We start from the raw sequence: 19,528 nt of genomic DNA on the forward strand, positions 1-19,528 counted from the left end.
CCGCGATCTCCGGCCGCATCAGACGAACGAATCGTGCAGGCGCTTCATCTCCTTCTCGAGCCATTCGATCAGTTTGAACGACGCATGCGCCTTCGCGGCCGGCGGGATCATCATCTTCTCCTCGGTCGCGATGTGTTCGGTCAGGGATTCGCACATCAACCGTCCGAGTTCCGGTTTCCTCGCGATCAGCGGCGTCAGGTCGCGGCTGCTCAACTGATAGGCCGTCACGGCGGTCACCGCGTAGACACTCGCATGAAGCTGCGTGCCGGCCAGCACGACGGACTGGCCGATCGCGTCGCCGGGCGCCATCCTCCTGACCTCGATGTCGCCGGTCGCGCCCGGCACGAACACCGACGCGACACCGGCCCCGACGATCGTCAGCAGGCGCGCATCGGAATTCGACGCGTAGATCACCTCCCCTTTGTGGAACACGCGTGACGCCAGCGCCTCGGCCAGCACCGCGAGATCCTCGTCATCGAGTTGCCTGAAGAGTTCGACCGCGCGCAGCAGCCGTTGACCGTGCGACGCCGGCCGGTGCGCCGCGGCCGTCCCGCCAAGCGGGCGCAGCGCGATGTCCGCGGCGGCCAGGTGCCGGTGGGCCAGGTCGTAGAGCCGGTTGCGCACCGCCACCTTTTTTTGCAGCGCGTCGACGTAACAGACGAGTTCGTATTCGACAGAGTTGGTTCCGAATGCCTTGACGATCGAGACCGGCGCCGGACTGGCCAGCACGTCCAGCGAACTGGCGGCAGCCCGGTCGAGCGCATCGACGACGACGGCCGGCCGCACTTCCGGATCGATCTCGATCGTCAGCGTCACGCCGTGCACGCTCGCGGGTTCGCTCAGGTTGACGATCGTCGCCTTCGCCGCCGTGCTGTTCGGCACGACGACCAGGTTGCCGAGGCTGTTGATCATCTTGGTCGCGCGCCAGTTGCTTTCGACAATCCGGCCTTCCAGCTCGCCGATCGCCACCGTATCGCCCAGACGAAACGGCTGGGTGGTATTCAGCACGAGGCCGGAAAACACGTCGTTCAGCGTGTTCTGGACGGCCAGGCCCAGGATCACGGCCACCGCGCCCGAGGTCGCGACCAGGCCGCTCAGCGGCAGCCCCAGTACGTAGCCGAGCGCGGCCACCGCGGCCGCGCCGAACACGGCGCCCGCGGCGATGTCATGAAACAGCCGCTGGTTGCGCCACGCGCGCGGCAGCAGCAGATGGTCGAGCATCAGGCTGAACACCAGCGCGCACTGCAGCCACCATGCGACACCGATCGCCTGGATTGCCAGCCGGTCGAACCGGTCGGGCGACGCGGGCACCGCGAGCGGGCTCACGCCGGTTGCGAACAGCACATAGGTCAGCGCGGCGAACGACGCACAGCGCCAGACCGCCTTCGTCGTCGAACGGCCTGGCCCGAGCAACCGCCATGCAACGAGGTCGGCAACGACGATCGGCGCGCCGTAAGCGACCGTGACGGACAGGTTCAACATGCCGGAACGGGCCGCATGCGCGCTGCGCGACGGGCGTGGAATTCGCGCGATCGCATGGCGCGCGCTACCCGATCCGGCGAGCGGCCGCCGGCAGCGAATCGTGGCGAGAAAGGTCGGACTGGACAGGTTTCATGCGGTACTCGTTCGATGACGCGCGAAGTCGCGGCGGCAACGCATGTGTCGCTGCCGCCCCGCGCCGGCATTCAGTGGCGGCGACATCGATGCGTTGCGGTACGGTGCGAGCCGGCCTGCTGCGCGCACGCCTGCGAATCGCCGACGGTCTCCGTGCATGCAATGTAGACGCACCGGCCGGCCCGGTCCTGTGTTCAGGCTGAAACGTTCTGAATTCGCCGGCGGCACGCGCCGTTACGATTCGCGCGGCCGCAACTCGGCCCCGCCCGCCTCGCATCCGAACGCGTGCAGGTCGGATCACGTGTCGTGTACGACGTGCGTCGGCCCCGAGGCATGGGCGAGCGCGGCGGCATAGGCGGCCAGCAGGCGCACGCGCGCATCTTCGCGCGCCCGTGTCTCGTCCATCGTGCGCATTGCATCGAGCGCTACGCGCGCCCGTTCGCGACATTCGTCCACCAGCGACAGGTCGAACAGGCACGGCACCGCGACAGCCGCCAACGCGATGCCGACCTCGGCATCGCCATTCGGCGAAAACGCCCAGTCGAGCGCCGCGCGCAGATTGCCGAGTTCGCGCCGGATCATGTCGAGCCGCGATTCGGCCTGCGGCCCGTCGTCGTCTCCGCCACCGGGCGCAAGCCTGAACAACGTGTGGAAATAGTTCGCGTGTGCGCGTGCCGCGGCCGCGCATTCGCCGTTGTTCTCGAGCTGCTGCAGCGCATAGGCGCGCGTCGTGGTCAGCAGCCGGTAGCGCGGTGTGCCGTGCGCGCTCTCGAGGCTCAGCAGCGACTTCGAAACCAGGCCGGCGATCGTGTCGAGCAGATCCGCATCGGCCAACCCCTTCGTTCCGACGATATCGCGCACCGCGTCGATCGAGAAGCTGTCGCGGAACACGCCGAGCCACCGCAACAGCAGGCGCTCCGCATCCCCGAGCAAGCGGTAGCTCCAGTCGTACATCGCCTGCAGCGTCTGATGACGCGGCAAGGCCGTACGAAAACCGCCGGTCAGCAACCTGAAATGATCGTCAAGATGCGCGGCCAGCACATCGATGCCGAGCACGGCAGCGCGGGCCGCTGCCAGTTCGATGGCGAGCGGGAGACCGTCGAGACGCCGGCACACCGACGCCATCAGCGCCACGCTGCGTTCGTCGAGCGGAAAGCGGGGATCGGCGGCCCGCGCGCGCGCCGAGAACAGTTGCACCGCGCTGGCGCTCAGGGCCCGAGCATCGTCGGCCCCTTCGTCGGGGACGTCGAGCGGCGGAATCGGACACAGCCGCTCGCCCTGGATACGCAGCGCCTCGCGGCTGGTCGCGAGGACGCGCAATCCGGCGTCGGACTCGGTCAGTGCGGTCGCGATCTGCGCGGCGGCGTCGAGCAGATGCTCGCAATTGTCGAGCACCAGCAACATCCGGCGGTTCGCCACGCTCGCCAGCACCGCTTCGAGCGTCAGCGATCCGGTTGGCTCCACGATGCCGAACGCGCCCGCCAGGGCGTCGGGCACGAATCGCGGACCCGCAACCGTGGCGAGCGACACGAACGCGGCGCCATCCGGAAAGCTCGCCTCGGCCCGCATGGCCGCTTCGAGCGCGACCCGCGTCTTGCCGATGCCGCCCGCACCGACCAGCGTCACGACGCGCGCGGTGTCGAGCGCCGCAAGGACGTCGGCGACGGTCTGCTCGCGGCCGACGAGCGCGGTCGGCGCGGCCGTCAGCCGCGACGTCGCGGGACGGGCGGGCGCCGTGACTTCGGCGTGGCCGCCAACCAGCCGATAACCACGCCCCGGCACCGTGACGATCAGGTTCCGGTCGTCGGCGAGCGCCTTGCGCAACGCGGCGATATGCACCTGCAGGTTGTTTTCCTCCACGATCGTGTGCGGCCACACGCGCTGCATGATTTCGTCTTTCGATACCAACGCGCCGTTCGCACGAATCAGGAGTTCGAGAATTTCGAATGCGCGACTGCCGATACGTAGCAGCTTGCCATTCGAGCGAATTTCACGTCTGTCGAGAAAAACGTGAAGTGTTCCGATCCGGATCATGGGAATTTTCAATCGATTGCATTCATCGATGCCCTGTCAGAAATGACACCGGTTTGACGGTAATGCTACGGCATTTGTCCGGTCGAATGATTCAAATAATCAGAACTCAAGGAGCAAATTTTTTGAATCGATGAAAACGACGATCGCCGTGACGTCGTGCGCCGCCCTGCCTGGCGCGGCACGGTGCACTGCGGCGCCCTGCATTGTCAATGCGTGAAATGGCCGTTTACCCATGAACGCGTTTCGTAGGACAAGACGGCTGATTGGCTGAATTCAATTTCGTAGTCTCGTGAATTGAAATGACGTTCGGATGGCTTGCGAGAAAAAAGCCGGTAACAACGACGTGCGAGGCGCGGCGAAACCGACTCCGGTCGTGACGGCCGGTCGGATTTTCCATTCAGAACGATTCAGGCGCCGCTCAGGACATTCAGCGGCGCGGCGCGCGACGATGGTTCCAAGGCGCCAGCGTCGAGCGACTGCCGTCACGCCGCGAGGAACACGACCATGGGCAACCGTATCGCCGGCATCCGGATTCCCGACGGCCCGATCGCACGGGAGGCCGCCGCGACCGTGCGCGCCGGCGAGCCGGAACTCCTGTTCCGGCACGCGATGCGCGTGTTCGCGTTCGCGTCGATCATCGGGCTGCGTCGCGGCATCGCATTCGACGCCGAACTGCTGTACGTCGCCGCGCTGTTCCATGACTTCGGACTGACGGAGCGCTTCCGGCATTCGCGCCGGCGCTTCGAAATCGACGGCGCGAATGCCGCGCACGCATTCCTCGGCGGACACGGTGTCGCCGCCGACGATACGGCGGAGGTGTGGCGTGCGATCGCACTGCACACGGCCTTTGGCATTCACGCGCACATGACGCCGTTGACGGCGTTGCTCGGCGCAGGCATCGAGACGGATCTCTTCGCACGTCATTTCGACGAGGTGAGCCGGTCCGAACGTGACGAGATCGTCGACGCGTGGCCACGCGGCCCGTGTTTCAAGGAACTGTTCCTCGAGGCGTTCGCCGCGGGCACCGCGCATCGCCCCGCGACCGCGTTCGGGAACGTCTGCGCCGACGTGCTCGAGCGGTGCGACCCGGACTATCGTCGGACGAATTTCTGCGGCCTGGTGCTCGGGTCGAAATGGACGGAGTGAGCCGGCCGGTCGGCCGGGCCCGCTCCGCCACGTCACGGCAGCAACCGCCGTCGCGTCATGCGCGGGCGAAAGCCAGCAGTTCGTCGTTCGATCGTTGCGCGTGCGTCGGTCAGCCACGGTCGACGGACAGGCCGTGCCGTTCCGGGTCAGGAACGGGACAGCCTGACGATGAACCGGTCCAGTTCGGACGCGAGGATCACCTCCCGGTAGTTCGCGGGGCGCTTCGCGCCGCGCCATTGCGGCTTGTAGATCGCATCGCCGGTATGAATCGTGATGCCGGTCAGCGCGCAGCGCCCGAGGGCGCGGGACTTTGCGCTGATCCAGCGCTGCTCGTCGTACCGGCAGCGCGTCGGGTCGCTCCACGAGATCAACACCGACGAATCGGTCTGCCGCTCGGCGGCGACGATCGCGCACCGGCGGCGCACCCCGCCGCTCGACGCGGGCGGCGCGTCGTCGCGATGGCGACGGCACACGGGGTCCGGGTCGCGAGGCTGCGACGGCGCGCAGCGGCTCGCGGCCGGCGACGGGTCGAGCAGCGTCATCACGTGCTCCCAGCGATTGAATTCGTCCATGGCGGCGTACCCAGGCAAGTGGCGAGGGGTCCGGATGTTGCACACCCGCCCGCGTCGCGAGCGCCATCCGCCGACGCGAACCGGCACCGACCCGCGACGGGATGACCTGATGCTGACGATAGCGAGCCGCCGCTGAAGAGTCTTTATTGCGGGCTTAAATTTTCTGGCCGCCGGGTTCGCGCGGCATGCGCCGCGACCGGCTTCATGAAAATTCAGCGCGATTTCAGTACAGGCCGCAAGGCCGCGGGATAGGCTCCTGTCGGCGTTCGTTCGCTGCCTTCGCGCGCCTGCCGGCCCGCGATCGCGAACGCACGCCGGCTGCCGGCGCGATTGCCGCATGCGGGCAGATCCGAACCGTCCAACCAACGCGGCATCGTTCCACCGCACGTTCAAGGAGCCCCAATGCGTCCAGCAGACATCGACGCCGTTCCCTCGGCGCGTCGCCGAGACATGCTGCTTGCCGGCGCGACCGCCGTTGCAGCCGCCGCGCTGCCGGCTGCGGCCGCCGCCGCCGCCCCCAAACACGCCGCTTCCGCTCATCAAGGAGCCCATGCGATGAACACGATCACCACCCAAGACGGTACGCAGATTTACTTCAAGGACTGGGGCAGCGGCCGCCCGGTCGTCTTCTCGCACGGCTGGCCGCTGTGCGCCGATGCGTGGGACGCGCAGATGCTGTTCCTCGTGCAGCACGGCTATCGCGTGATCGCGCATGACCGTCGCGGTCACGGCCGCTCGAGCCAGCCGTCGCGAGGCAACGACATGGACACGTATGCCGACGATCTCGCGGCACTGATGAATGCGCTCGACCTGCGCGAAGCCACGCTCGTCGGCCATTCCACCGGCGGCGGCGAAGTCGCGCACTACATCGGCCGCCACGGCACGAAGCGCGTGTCGAAGGCCGTGCTGATCGGCGCCGTGCCGCCGCAGATGGTGAAATCGGCGTCCAATCCCGGCGGCCTGCCGATGGACGTGTTCGACGGGATCCGCAAGAACGTCGCCGAGAACCGCTCGCAGTTCTACAAGGATCTCGCCGTGCCGTTCTTCGGCTTCAACCGTCCGAATGCCAAGGTGTCGCAGGGCACGATCGATGCGTTCTGGGCACAGGGCATGATGGGCGGCATCCATGGCCAGTATCTGTGCGTCAAGGAATTCTCCGAGGTCGACTATACCGACGACCTGAAGAAGATCGACGTCCCGACGCTGATCCTGCACGGCGACGACGACCAGATCGTGCCGATCGACGATTCGGCTCGCCTGTCCGCGAAGATCGTGAAGCACGCGGAGCTCAAGGTGATCCCCGGCGGGTCGCACGGAATGTGCGTCGTCAACGCCGACCGGATCAATGCCGAACTGCTCGCGTTCCTGAAGGCGTAAGCGCAAGCGTCACCGTACGGCGTGCCCGGCCGTCACGCCGGCGCGCCCTTCAGTGCGTTTCAGCATTTTTCAGGTCGTCGCGCTTCCGTTGCGGCGTGCGCGATCGCCAGAATCGTCGCTGCGGGATCTCCGCCGATCCGGCGCCGGGCTGCCCTGCCCGCGCGCGAAGATCTCGATTTCGCGCTCGAGATGCGCGCGGTCCATTCGCTGTCCGACGAAATCGTGCTGGAGCGCCTGATCCGGACGCTGATGCGCAACATGATCGTGTACGCCGGCGCTCGCCGTGGCCTGCTGCCGCTCGCTCGGCACGAGCGGCTGACGATCGAGGCGACCGCGCGCGTCGTCGGCGCAGCCCGTTGCCGGGCATGGCATCATCCGGCGAGCCGTGAGGCCGGGCGCACGACGCCACGCATCACGACTCGGCCGGCAACGCACACCGCGTTTCGAACACGGGAGTCACGCACGATGAAGATCGTCATTGCAGGCGGTTCGATCGCCGGCCTCGCGGCCGCGCTGACGCTCGATTGCATCGGGCACGACGTCACGGTCTGCGAACGCTCGCCGTCCCCGCTGCGCGGCCAGGGCGGCGGTGTGGCCGTGCTGCGGCGCATGATGGCGTTTCTCGAACGGCATGGCCGTCATTGCCGCCAGATGATCAGCGTGCCGACGCATCGGCGGCGCTGGATCGATCGCGACGGCATCGTCACGCGCGACGAACCCGAAATGCTGCCGTTCTCGTCGTGGGACGCCGTCTATCGCTCGCTGTGCGAGACGCTGCCGAGCGGGTGCATCCGGTACGGCCGCACGGTGACCGGCTTCGACCAGGACGCGGATGGCGTCGACGTGCACGTGGACGACGAACGCATCCGCGCGGACGTGCTGATTGCAGCCGACGGTTCGGGTTCGAACCTGCGCGCGCGCATCTTCCCCGGCTATACGCCATCGTTTGCCGGTTACCTCGCATGGCGCGGCATCGTCGACGAAGCCGAATTCGACGCCGCCGCGATCGCGTCGCTGGTCGAGAACATGACGCTTCACAAGGCGCCGGGCGAGCTGTTCATGGCGTTCCTGATTCCCGCGCTCGACGGCTCGCTCGCGCCGGGCGCGCGCCGCTTCAACTGGCTCTGGTATCGCAACGAAGCCGATCCCGACGCGCTGCGCCGCCACCTGACCGATCGGAACGGCCACGTTCATCACGCGTCCGTGCATCCGGGGCAGCTTGCCGACGACACCGTCGCGACGCTGCGGCAACTCGCCGGCGAACGGCTACCGGCCACCCTGTCGCAACTGGTGCTCGCGACGCGCGCACCTTTCAACCAGGCGATTTTCGACGCACTGAGCCCCGGCTTCGTCGACGCCCGTGTCGCCCTGATCGGCGACGCGGCCTGCACCGTGCGCCCCCATACGGCATCCGGTACGTCGAAGGCGGCGAGCGATGCCGTGTCGCTCGCCGAAGCGCTGCCGGTGGACGCGACCGACGTCGTCGCGCGCCTCGCGCAGTGGTCGGCCCGGCGGCGGGAGGAAGTGACGTCGTTGCTCGACAAGGGGCCGCAGCTTGCCGCGGCGTTCGGTCTCGGCACGCCGCGCTGACGCAGGAACGCAAGCGCCGGAACGGTTCGCGCGCCCGTTCAGAACGTTTCAGCGCAGCTTCAGGAAATGACGTCGGCGCCCGCGTAGACTGCCTCCACCAACGAGCGCACCGGCACCGGCCACGGCCCGCGTGCGGCCCCCACCCCTGGAGTAACGACATGATCTCCGCCGCGAATCGCAGCCGCCGGGCAGGCCTGTCATGGCCGCATCGATCGGTGCGGCCACACCGCCGTCCTGCGGCGCCGACCAGAACGACCGTCGCGAGCGCGCGCACGCCGGGCCGCACACGTCGGCCTGTCCGCCCTGGCAACCGGATCTGCGAAACCGTGAGCAATCGTCACGCGGACGCATGCGGCCGACGCGCCGTGCATTGCCCCGCCTGCCTGATGACGCCGGACGAACCGGTTCGCGTGGAGCGCGCATGAAGCACAAACGACTCTGGTTCGGCGTGGCAGGCATCGTGATCGTCGGCCTGGCGGCCGCGATCGGCATCATGTATCGGCCGTCGATCGCGCCGATCGATCCGCCGGCCCGCGCGTCGTTCGATCCGCAACTGATCAAGGCCGGCGCACGTGTGGTCGCGCTGGGCGACTGCATCGTCTGCCACACCGCGAAGGACGGCAAGCCGTTCGCCGGCGGGCTGCCGCTCGCGACGCCGTTCGGCACGATCTACGCGACCAACATCACGCCGGATGCCGACACCGGCATCGGCCGCTGGTCGCAGGCCGCCTTCGCGCGCGCGCTGCGCAGCGGCATCGCCCGCGACGGCCATCCGCTCTACCCGGCCTTTCCGTACATTCATTTCACGCGGATGTCCGACCAGGACATCGCGGCCGCATACGCGTACCTGATGACACGCGAACCGGTTCAAGCGAAGACGCCGGCGAACGACCTGATCTTCCCGCTCAACTTCCGGCCGCTCGTCGCGTTCTGGAACATCCTGTTCCTGCGCGAAGGCGCCTACGCGCCGGACCCGTCGCAATCCGCGCAATGGAATCGCGGCAAGCTGCTGGTCGACGGCCTCGGACACTGCGCGTCCTGCCATTCGCCGCTGAATGCGATCGGCGGCGAGCAAGCAGGCAAGGCGTTCGACGGCGGCATCGTCGACGGCTGGGAAGCCCCGCCCCTCAATGCGCTCGGCAACGCGGTCCAGCCGTGGACGCAAGCGCAGTTGGTCACGTACCTGCGCACCGGCCGCGCGAGCGAGCACGGCGCGGCCGCCGGACCGATGCTGCCCGTCACGCGCGATCTCGCGACGGTGCCGGTCGAGGATGTCGAGGCCATCGCGGCCTACATCCTGGCGATCCAGAAGCCGGCCGCCGCACGGCCCGCGACGGCCGTCGCCGAACGCCATGCGACGACGCCTGCCGGCCAGCGCGGTGCGGTGCTGTTCCAGGCGTCGTGCGCACAGTGCCACGGGCCGGCAGCGCCGATGCAGTCGATCGGCGAGCGGCCGACGCTCGCGTTCGGCACGGCGATCGCCGCCGACACGCCGCGCAACGCGATCCAGATGATGTTCAACGGGATCGGCTGGCATGGCGAGGACACGCTGAACTACATGCCGTCCTACCTCGACCAGTACGACGACGCGCAGATCGCGGACCTCGCCGCCTACCTCCGCGAAACGTACTCCGATCGCCCCGCGTGGAGCGGCATCGACACCCTGGCCGCGAAGCTCAGAAAGGAGGACCGCGCGCAATGATCACCCTCACCGTGAATGGCGTGCGGCACACGCTCGACATCGATCCGTCCACGCCGCTCCTTTACGCGCTGCGCAACGACCTGCACCTGCACGGCGCGAAGTTCGGCTGCGGCCTCGGACAATGCGGCGCGTGCACCGTGATCGTCGACGACAAGCCGATGTTCTCGTGCCTGATCCCGGTGGCCGCGATCGGCGAGCGCCGCGTCAGGACCATCGAAAGCCTCGGCACCGCCGAGCATCCGGGCAAGCTTCAGCAGGCGTTCATCGATCATCAGGCGGCGCAGTGCGGTTATTGCATCGCGGGCATGATCATGCGCGCGCAGGCGCTGCTCGAACGCAACCCGAAACCCACCGAACGCGAGCTGCGCACGCACATGGAACCGAATCTGTGCCGTTGCGGCACCCACATGCGGATCCTGGCGGCCGTGCGCCAGGTCTCGGGCTTGCCGGACCCGGAACCGGCAGGCGCTCCGGTCATGATCAGCAAGGGGCTCTGATGAACCCACCCGACGACATCGACGAAGGCCGCCGGCACTTCATGGTTTCCGGCGCGCTGTTCGTCGCGTTCAGCCTCGCACCGGCCGCGCGCGCCGCCGCCGAGGTCGTGATCGCGGACGAAGGCGCCGCCGTCCACGTGGCCAAGGCCACCGAAACGCTGGCCGGCAGCCTGAAGACCAATCCGTTGCTGGACGCGTGGATCAAGATCACGCCCGAGGGCAAGGTCACCGTGTTCACGGGCAAGGTCGAGCTCGGCACCGGCGTGCGCACCGCGTTGCTGCAGGTAGCCGCCGAGGAGCTGAACATGAAGCCCTCGCTGATCACGTTCCTGACCGCCGACACCGGCGCGTCGCCGGACGAGGGATTGACGGCCGGCAGCCACACGATGGCGGACAGCGGCTCCGCGTTGCTGAATGCCGCCGCGCAGGTGCGCGGGCTGCTGGTCGACGGCGCGGCGAAGCAGTTCGGCGTCGATGCGCGCCTGCTCACCGTCGCCGACGCGGTCATCAAGGCGCCGGACGGCCGCACGATGCGCTACGGCGACGCGGTGCGCACCGTCGACCTGCATCGCAACGCGACGCCGACGTCGCCGTTGAAGAGCCCGGCCACGTTCACCATGATCGGCACGTCGCTGCCGCGCGTCGACATCCCGAACAAGGTCACGGGCGGCGTCAGCTACGTGCAGGACATGGCACTGCCCGGCATGCTGCATGCGCGCGTCGTGATGCCGCCGGTGTACGACGCGAAACTGCTGTCGTTCGACGAAGCCGCGATCCTGAAGCTGCCCGGTGTCATGCGGATCGTGCGCAACGGCAGCCTGCTCGCGGTCGTCGCGCAGGGCGAATGGCAGGCGGTCGTCGCGCAGCGCGCGCTGGCCGCCGGCTGCCGCTGGTCGCCCGGCCGGGCGCTGCCCGATCGCGCGACGGTTCATCAGGACCTGAAGCGGATCGCGACGCAGCGCATCGAGATCGCCAACTCGCATGCGCAAACCGCGCCGGCCACGAAGACTCTGAGCGCCACGTTCCTGAAGAACTACCTGTTGCACGGCTCGATCGGGCCGTCCTGCTCGGTCGCGCATCTCGAGAACGGCACGCTGACCGTGTGGACCCACTCGCAGGGCGTGTACCCGCTGCGCGACGCACTCGCCGAGATGCTGTCGATGCCGAAGGCGAGCGTGCGCTGCATTCACACGGAGGGTTCCGGCTGCTACGGGCACAACGGTGCGGACGACGCGGCCGCGCATGCGGCACTGATCGCGGCTGCGATGCCCGGCAAGCCGATTCGCGTCCAGTGGATGCGCGAGCAGGAACATACGTGGGACCACTTCACGCCGGCGATGGTCACCGAGCTCAGCGCGTCGCTCGACGCGGGCGGCCGCATCGTCGACTGGCACTACGCGCTGTGGAGCAGCTCGCACAACGAGCGCATCGTCAATGCCGGCCGGCTGCTGCCCGCGCGGATGCTCGAACCGCCGTTCGTCTCCGCGCCGTCCACGCCGATGCTGCAGCCCGAGGGCGGCGGCGATCGCAACGCGATCCCGCTGTACGCGCTGCCGAACATGCACATCGTCAACAACTTCTCGCCGACGATGCCGCTGCAGACCTCGGCGATGCGCTCGCTCGGCGCGCACACGAACGTCTGGGCGATCGAAAGCTTCATGGACGAGCTGGCGCACGCCGCCGGCGTCGATCCGGTCGAATTCAGGCTGCGTCACATGCAGGATCACCGCGCGAGCCAGGTGATCAAGCTCGCCGCGACGAAATTCGGCTGGCCCCGGCCGCCGCGCGAACGCAACCGAGGCGTCGGCTTCGCCTTCGGCAAATACAAGAACCTGATGGCCTACGTCGCGATCGCGGTCGAGGTGTCGGTCGTTCCGGAAACCGGCCAGGTGACGCTCGAACGTGCGGAAGCGGCTGTCGACGCCGGCCAGGTCGTATCGCCCGACGGCATTCGCAACCAGATCGAGGGCGGCATCATCCAGTCCGCGAGCTGGACGCTGTACGAGGCACTGAAATACGATACGCAACGCGTGCGCAGCTTCGACTGGAGCAGCTATCCGATTCTCCGCTTCGGCGCCGCACCGCAAAGCATCAAGGTGCACCTGATCAATCGTCCGGGCGCACCGTTCCTCGGCGCGGCCGAGGCGTCGATGGGGCCGACCGCGGGCGCGCTCGCCAACGCGATCTTCGACGCGACCGGCCAGCGCCTGCGCGAAATGCCGTTTGCCGGTGAAGGGCTCAGGAAACGCATCGACGCGTAGCGGCATCGCACGACCACGACAAATCGCGCCGGCACGAACCGGCGCGGACAACAAACAGGCTGGAGATTTCTGAACGATGGATACCTTGCTTTCGATGCGCGTGTTTACGCGCATCGTCGAGACGGGCAGCTTCACGCGCGCGTCGGACACGACCGGACTCACGACGCCGCGCGTGTCCGCGCTGCTGAGCACGCTCGAACAGCATCTCGGCTGCCGGCTGCTGAACCGCACCACGCGCCGGATCTCGCTGACCGAGGACGGGCAGGCCTATTACGAACGCTGCGTCGGCGTGCTGCGCGAAATCGACGACATGGAAGCGGCCGTCTCGCAGGCGCGCAACGTGCCGCGCGGCCGGCTGAAAGTCAACCTGCCGCCGGCCATGGCCAAGCAGATCATGGTGCCCGCCCTGCCCGAGTTTCTCGCCGCCCATCCGGGTATCTCGATCGAACTCGGCGTGACCGATCGCCAGATCGATCTCGTCGGCGAGGGTGTCGATTGCGTCGTGCGGATCGGCGCGCTCGACGATTCGGGGTTGGTCGCGAAACGGATCGGCAGCCTGACCACCTGCACGTGCGCGGCCCCCGCGTATCTCGAACGATGCGGCGCACCCGAGACGGTGGACGATCTCGCGCAGCACATCGCGGTCAGCCACATCTCGGCCGATACGGGCCGCCCGCGGTCCTGGGACTACGTCGTCGACGGCGAAACGCGGATCATCCAGTTGTGCGGCACGGTCGCGGTCAACGACGCCGACACCTACATCGCGGCCGGCGTCGCGGGGATCGGCCTGATCAAGACCTCGCTGTACCTGGTCGAGCCGTATCTGCAATCGGGCCGCCTGCGCGAGGTGCTGACCGATTTCAACACGCCGCCCCGGCCGATCTCGATCCTGTATCCGCCCAATCGGCATACGCCCGTCAAGCTCAAGGTCTTCGTCGACTGGCTCGCTGGGCTGTTCGCACAGATTCCGACGCTGCAGGGCAAGCGCGCTTGAAGCCGGCGGTCGAAACCCGCCGTTGAAACCGATCGTCCGCGCCGCCGCGCGCACCGCATGAATCAAATGAATCAAGAGGCGGCTTAGGACACTTCAGTCCGCTCGATCCAGACTGCGCTCATCGGGCCTCGCGATCCGCGACATCCGCGCCGGAGGCCCGTTTCGAGAGGCGCAACATGAAGATTGCCGCGCCGTCCGTCCAGGCCGGTTTCGCTGCCCTCTGCCCCGCCTTCGCCGGCGGCCGCATCGCGTCGGCCGACGCAGGCGCCCCCGCATGAACCCGCACATGGTCCGCCCCCTTTGCGTGGCACGCAATGCTCGATTGCGCCCCGGACCCATTCCCTTGTTATCGATCGATCAATAATCTTGACGGCAATGCGGCGGCTTCCGTTTCGCCGCGACGGCAATCGTCACGCCCGCCCGATGAACGGGCACCCGACATCTCTTTCCAAGGAGTCGACCATGTCAGCAGAATCCACCCCGGTTGCGGCCCACGGGCACGCGACCAAGCTCACGCAGGGCCTCATCCTGCTGTTCGCGTTCAGCTGCGGCGCGATCGTCGCGAACCTGTATTACGCGCAACCGATCACCGAGCTCATCGCGCCAAGCCTGCACATGTCCGGCGAAACCGCGAGCCTCATCGTGTCGCTGACGCAGATCGGCTACGCGCTCGGCCTGTTCTTCATCGTGCCGCTCGGCGACCTGCTCGAGAACCGCAAGCTGATGATCGTCACGGCCGTCGTGTCGATCGCGAGCCTCGCGGCGGCCGCGGTCGTCCAGACGCCCGGGCTGTTCCTCGCGATCTCGCTGCTGATCGGCTTCAGCTCGGTCGCCGTCCAGATCCTGGTGCCGCTCGCCGCGCACCTCGCGCCGGATCATTCGCGCGGCCGCGTGGTCGGCACGATCATGAGCGGGCTGCTGCTCGGCATCCTGCTCGCGCGCCCGCTGTCGAGCGTCGTGGCCGACGCGTTCGGCTGGCGCGTCGTGTTCGCGGCCGCCGCCGTGCTGATGACGCTCGTGACGGCCGTGCTCGCGTTGACGATCCCGTCGCGTCAGCCCGAGCATCGCGCGACTTACTTCGAACTGATCGGCTCGCTGCTGCATCTGGTCCGCACGATGCCGGTGCTGCGCCATCGCGCGTTCTACCAGGGCCTGATGTTCGCGTCGTTCAGCCTGTTCTGGACCGCCGTGCCGGTCGAGCTGACGCGCCACTACGGGCTGTCGCAATCGGCCATCGGCCTGTTCGCGCTCGTCGGTGCGATCGGCGCGACGTCGGCGCCCGTTGCGGGCCGCCTCGCGGATGCCGGCCATACCGTGCGGGCGACACTGATCGCGCTGGTCGCCGGCACGCTGGCGTACACGGTTGCGCTGCTCCACGGCGCCGGCCTGTACGGCCTCGTCGTCACGGGCATCGTGCTCGATTTCGCGGTGCAGATGAACATGGTGCTCGGCCAGCGCGAAATCTATGCGCTGCATGCGGCGAGCCGCAACCGCCTGAACGCGCTGTACATGACGAGCATCTTCGTCGGCGGCGCGGCCGGCTCCGCGCTCGCGAGCCCGCTGTACGCGCATGGCGGCTGGCCGCTCGTCGCCGCTGTCGCCGGCGCGTTCCCGATCATTGCGCTGGCTCACTACCTCGTGATCGGGCGTCCGCATGCCGAACGCCACGCACAAGCCTGAACCGACACCGGTTCACGCGCGACTCCCGCCCGGGCCGTTCGCGTGCCGGAACGCTGCCGGCACGTCACCCGCATCACCACCGAACGTTCCGCAGGGCCCGTCGCACGATAAGCGGCGCCGCGCTGCTCCACGCAAAAGGAATCCATCATGTCTTCCCTGCTCAGCCACTACGATCTGCGCGGCCTGCCGCTTCCCAACCGTGTCGTGATGGGGCCGATGACGCGTTCGCGCGCGCCGTCGCGCGGCCAGCCGACCGAACTGATGGCCGAATACTACGCACAGCGCGCGTCCGCCGGCCTGATCGTGACCGAAGCGACCAACGTCAGCCCGGCCTCCGCGTCGTTCGAACTGACGCCGGGGCTCGTCACCGACGAGCAGGCGGCCGGCTGGCAGCAGATCACGGACGCGGTCCATGCGAACGGCGGCCGCATCTTCGCGCAGCTGTGGCACGGCGGCCGCGTGAGCTCGCTGACGCTGCTCGGCGGCGACGCGCCGCTGTCGCCGTCCGGCGTCAACGACGATCTCGAGCAGTTGCAGGTGTGGGCGCAATTGCAGAACGGCTATTACACGAAGATTCACGCGACGCCGTCGCGCGCGATGACGACGGACGAAGTCGCCGCGACGGTCGGCGAATTCCGCCAGGCGGCCGTCCGCGCGAAGGCGGCCGGCTTCGACGGCGTCGAGATCCATGCAGCCAACGGCTACCTGCCGCACCAGTTCCTGTCGTCGACGCTGAACCGCCGCGACGACCGCTACGGCGGCTCGGTCGCGAACCGCGCGCGCTTCCTCGAGGAAATCGTCGACGCGGTTGGCGGCGTGATGCCGCTCGACCGCGTGGGCGTGCGCATCTCGCCGTACGCGAAGTACAACAACGTGCGCGACGCCGATCCGGATGCGACGTACGCCTACGTCGGCCGCATGCTCGACGAAGCCGGCGTCGCCTATCTGCACGCGGCGGACACCAACGGCTGGAGCGGCGAGCCCGACCTGCCGCGCATCGTCGAGCACACGCGCAAGGCCTTCGGCGGCACGCTGATCGTCAACGGCGGCATCGCGCCGGATGCCGCGCATGCGCTGATCGATGCGGGCGACGCCGATCTCGTCGCGTTCGCGCGCGCGTACATCGCCAACCCCGATCTCGTCGAACGCCTCGCGGCGAATGCGCCGCTCGCCACGCCGAAGACGGCCGGCTGGTATGGCGGCGACCGCGCGGGATACGTCGACTATGCGCGTCACGACGTGGCGGCCCGGAACACCTGAGCCCGCACCGGCGGCAGCCCGGCGCGACAATCGCCGGGCCGCCCCGACGGCCGGCGAAGTCGGCCGGATCGTCCGGAACGAACCCTTCAGGCGTCTTTCCAGCGCGCGCCCAGCACGCGTCCGCAGAAATTCGGCCGGTGAAAATCCGGATCGGCCCGCTCGAGCACATCCGCGCTCCACGTGCCGAACGTCGACGCCGGCCGGTGCGCGACCCCGCGTGCGATCGCGTCGAGAAACGCGTCGCCGAACCCGTCGCCGCGCGGGTACGCGGCGAGCACCGCCCGCCGCTCGTCGGCCGAATACGCGTCGAAGCCGGTCGCCATCAGGTCGGTCGATACGGCGGACGCCAACGCACGCGCGAGCGGCGACACGCGCGCGGCCACACCGGGCGTCGTATGGAGCGCGATCGCGCGCCACACGTCGTCGCGCAGGCGCTGCGACGTCTGATGGCGCAGCAGGAACGCGTGCGCGGCATCGGCGCTGTCGAGCTCGTAGCGCTCGGTCGAGCGGCCATACGCGGTGCTCAGCCCCATGTTCGCGTACATCGCGGCCACATACAGCGCATCCGCATCGAGTGTCTCGCCTGCCCGGCGCACAGCCAGCGACGCGAGGACGAACACCCGGCAAGCGTGATCGGTGATCACCCGCGGTAGCGACGCGCATGCCGCTTCGGCGGCCTCGATCGCGATCGGCGTCCGGGGAATGCGGACGCCGGCGACTTCGTCATCGGCCCGTGCGCAGGTGTGCGCAGCACTCATTTCGTCTCCTCCTGCCCCGCGCCGGGGGCGAATCATCATCCATTCATCGCGCGACACGTGCGAGGGTAGCCGGCCTGCCCGTTGACCGACGCCATCCTAAAACGCGGCACCGGGTTGACCGAATGCTTCGCACTGCTCGACAGCTTCCCGCGCGGCCACATGAAGGCGCTGCGCGAAACGACGCCCGCGGCCGCGCGCGAAACCGGCGTCCGCGCCGTCGCCGGCCGCCGCGCGCGGCTGCGCCGACGCGGCCGGACGACGTTGGCCGGTTCCGCCGGCGCCGCCGAATTCGGCCACCGGCGACCACGCGGGGCTGACCGGCAGCGGCGGCGGCGCGAGCGGCGCGAATTCGTCGTCCGCATGCACGACCTTGCCGTCGACGACCGTCAGCACCGACGACAAGGATTTGATCAGTGGTTCGTCGATCGTGAAGTAGTCGTCCGTCAGCACCGCGAAATCCGCATACTGGCCGGGCACCAGCGCGCCCTTGCGATCGTCCTCGTTCGAGAACCATGCACTGCCGACCGTGTAGCGGCGCAGCGCTTCCATCCGGCTGAGCCGGTTGCGTTCCGGATAGAGCACCGTGCCGCCGACGGTGCGCCCGGACACCATCCAGTACAGCGACACGAACGGGTTGTAACTCGCGATGCGCGTCGCGTCGGTGCCCGCGCCGACCGGCAGCCCGGCCGCCAGCATCGCGCGGATCGGCGGCGTGCGCGTGGCCGCTTCCGCGCCGTAGCGTGCAATGAAATACTCGCCCTGGAACGCCATCCGGTGCTGGACCGTCACGCCGCCGCCGAGCGCGGCGATGCGCGCGATGTTCGCATCCGAAATCGTCTCGCAGTGATCGAAGAACCAGCGCAGCCCGTCGAACGGCATGTCGCGATTCACGGCTTCGAGCACGTTCAGGAAGCGGCCGATCGATTCGTCGTAGGTCGCGTGCAGCCGGAACGGCCAGCGGTGCCGCACCAGCAGCCGCACCACCGAGGCCAGTTCGGCCTCGAGCGCTTCGGGTAGATCGGGGCGCGGTTCGAGAAAATTCCCGAAGTCGGCCGCGGAGTACACCAGCAGTTCGCCCGCGCCGTTCATCCGCAGGAACGCGTCGCCGTCGCCGGGCTTCGCCAGCGTCACCCAGCGCGCGTAGTCGTCGAGTTCCCGTCCGGGATGCTGCACGAACAGGCTGTATGCGATGCGCACCGTCAGTTCGCCGCGCCTGGCGAGCGCCAGGATCGGGCCGTAGTCGTCAGGAAAGGCCTGGAAATCGCCGCCGGCGTCGATCGCGCTCGTCACGCCGAGGCGGTTCAGCTCGCGCATGAAGTGCCGCATCGAATTCATCTGGTCGTCGTGACCGAGCTTCGGGCCCTTCTCGAGCGCGGTGTGCAGGACGGCCATGTCCGGTCGCGCGATCAGCATGCCGGTCGGCCTGCCGAGGCGATCGCGCTGGATTTCGCCGCCGGGCGGATCGGACGTGTCCCGGCCATAGCCGATCGCGCGCAGCGCGGCCGCGTTCAGCAGCGCGCTGTCGCCCAGGTGCATGATGAAGACCGGCGTGTCGGGCGCGATCGCGTTGAGTTCGGCCACCGTCGGCCCGCGCTTTTCCGCGAACTGGAATTCGGTCCAGCCGCCGACGACGCGCACCCACTGCCGCGCCGGCGTGCGCAGCACCTGGCGGTGCAGCATGGCGAGCGCATCGGCCAGCGTCGGCACGCCGTCCCAGCGCAGTTCCAGGTTGAAATTGAGGCCGCCGCGGATCACGTGCAGGTGCGAATCGTTCAGCCCCGGAATCACGGTGCGGCCGTTCAGGTCGATGCGCAGCGTGTCGGCGCGCGCGTGGCGCATCACGTCGGGCCCGCTGCCGGCCGCGAGGATCCGGCCGTCCTTCACCGCGAGCGCGGTCACGAACGACTGCCGGTCGTCCTGCGTCGCGATCTTGCCGTTGTATACGATGAGGTCCGCCGATTCCGCGGGTTCCGTCGCCTTAAGCACCGTCCGGCCTCCTGCTTGCGCCGAAAGCCGGCACACGGTCGCACGCGGCATGCACCC

General features: G+C 68.4%; 13 protein-coding genes and 1 pseudogene. 9 read left to right on the top strand and 5 right to left on the bottom strand.

Annotation, left to right across the window (positions count from 1 at the left end):
* Nucleotides 1-18 precede the first annotated feature (18 nt).
* The gene (locus tag LGN17_RS19315; protein WP_226198186.1) at nt 19-1,482 is read right to left on the bottom strand and encodes a mechanosensitive ion channel family protein; all 1,464 of its coding nucleotides are present in this window, start codon (nt 1,480-1,482) and stop codon (nt 19-21) included.
* Nucleotides 1,483-1,914: 432 nt separating this feature from the next.
* Nucleotides 1,915-3,648: pseudogene (locus LGN17_RS19320) on the bottom strand (winged helix-turn-helix domain-containing protein); the annotation flags it as partial.
* Nucleotides 3,649-4,152: 504 nt separating this feature from the next.
* Between LGN17_RS19320 and LGN17_RS19325 the strand changes: the two are divergent.
* On the top strand, nt 4,153-4,794 hold the full coding sequence (locus LGN17_RS19325) for an HD domain-containing protein (RefSeq protein WP_226198188.1): 642 nt from the start codon (nt 4,153-4,155) through the stop codon (nt 4,792-4,794).
* A 146-nt stretch (nt 4,795-4,940) separates the two neighbouring features.
* On the opposite strand, the gene LGN17_RS19330 is transcribed toward LGN17_RS19325, so the two are convergent.
* The gene (locus LGN17_RS19330; protein WP_226198189.1) at nt 4,941-5,366 is read right to left on the bottom strand and encodes a DUF3331 domain-containing protein; all 426 of its coding nucleotides are present in this window, start codon (nt 5,364-5,366) and stop codon (nt 4,941-4,943) included.
* A gap of 555 nt (nt 5,367-5,921) precedes the next feature.
* On the opposite strand from LGN17_RS19330, the gene LGN17_RS19335 reads away from it, so the two are divergent.
* The 8 genes from LGN17_RS19335 to LGN17_RS19370 all read left to right on the top strand — a co-directional run bounded on the left by LGN17_RS19335 (nt 5,922) and on the right by LGN17_RS19370 (nt 16,727).
* Nucleotides 5,922-6,743 carry an alpha/beta fold hydrolase gene (locus tag LGN17_RS19335; RefSeq protein WP_226198190.1) on the top strand — a complete coding sequence of 274 codons (822 nt, stop codon included), beginning with the start codon at nt 5,922-5,924 and terminating at the stop codon, nt 6,741-6,743.
* A gap of 189 nt (nt 6,744-6,932) precedes the next feature.
* Nucleotides 6,933-8,333: an FAD-dependent monooxygenase gene (locus LGN17_RS19340; protein ID WP_226198191.1), complete on the top strand. Its 1,401-nt coding sequence runs from the start codon at nt 6,933-6,935 to the stop codon at nt 8,331-8,333.
* A gap of 421 nt (nt 8,334-8,754) precedes the next feature.
* Nucleotides 8,755-10,035: a c-type cytochrome gene (locus tag LGN17_RS19345; RefSeq protein WP_226198192.1), complete on the top strand. Its 1,281-nt coding sequence runs from the start codon at nt 8,755-8,757 to the stop codon at nt 10,033-10,035.
* Nucleotides 10,032-10,532 carry a (2Fe-2S)-binding protein gene (locus tag LGN17_RS19350; RefSeq protein WP_226198193.1) on the top strand — a complete coding sequence of 167 codons (501 nt, stop codon included), beginning with the start codon at nt 10,032-10,034 and terminating at the stop codon, nt 10,530-10,532. The genes LGN17_RS19345 and LGN17_RS19350 overlap by 4 nt, the downstream gene beginning before the upstream one ends.
* On the top strand, nt 10,532-12,793 hold the full coding sequence (locus tag LGN17_RS19355; RefSeq protein WP_226198194.1) for a xanthine dehydrogenase family protein molybdopterin-binding subunit: 2,262 nt from the start codon (nt 10,532-10,534) through the stop codon (nt 12,791-12,793). The genes LGN17_RS19350 and LGN17_RS19355 overlap by 1 nt, the downstream gene beginning before the upstream one ends.
* Nucleotides 12,794-12,869: 76 nt before the next feature.
* Entirely contained in the window at nt 12,870-13,787 is a 918-nt protein-coding gene (locus LGN17_RS19360) for a LysR family transcriptional regulator (RefSeq protein ID WP_226198195.1), read from the top strand.
* Nucleotides 13,788-14,249: 462 nt separating this feature from the next.
* Nucleotides 14,250-15,467: an MFS transporter gene (locus LGN17_RS19365; RefSeq protein WP_226198196.1), complete on the top strand. Its 1,218-nt coding sequence runs from the start codon at nt 14,250-14,252 to the stop codon at nt 15,465-15,467.
* Between the two features lie 147 nt (nt 15,468-15,614).
* Nucleotides 15,615-16,727, top strand: a complete 1,113-nt coding sequence (locus tag LGN17_RS19370) for an alkene reductase (protein WP_226198197.1) — start codon at nt 15,615-15,617, stop codon at nt 16,725-16,727.
* An 86-nt stretch (nt 16,728-16,813) separates the two neighbouring features.
* Here the strand turns inward: LGN17_RS19370 and LGN17_RS19375 are convergent, their stop codons facing one another.
* Both LGN17_RS19375 and LGN17_RS19380 read right to left on the bottom strand, forming a co-directional pair.
* Entirely contained in the window at nt 16,814-17,485 is a 672-nt protein-coding gene (locus tag LGN17_RS19375) for a phosphohydrolase (RefSeq protein ID WP_226198198.1), read from the bottom strand.
* 96 nt (nt 17,486-17,581) lie between these two features.
* Entirely contained in the window at nt 17,582-19,471 is a 1,890-nt protein-coding gene (locus LGN17_RS19380) for an amidohydrolase (protein ID WP_226198199.1), read from the bottom strand.
* Nucleotides 19,472-19,528: the final 57 nt, after the last annotated feature.

Source organism: Burkholderia sp. AU30280 (assembly GCF_020420125.1).
Lineage (GTDB): Bacteria > Pseudomonadota > Gammaproteobacteria > Burkholderiales > Burkholderiaceae > Burkholderia.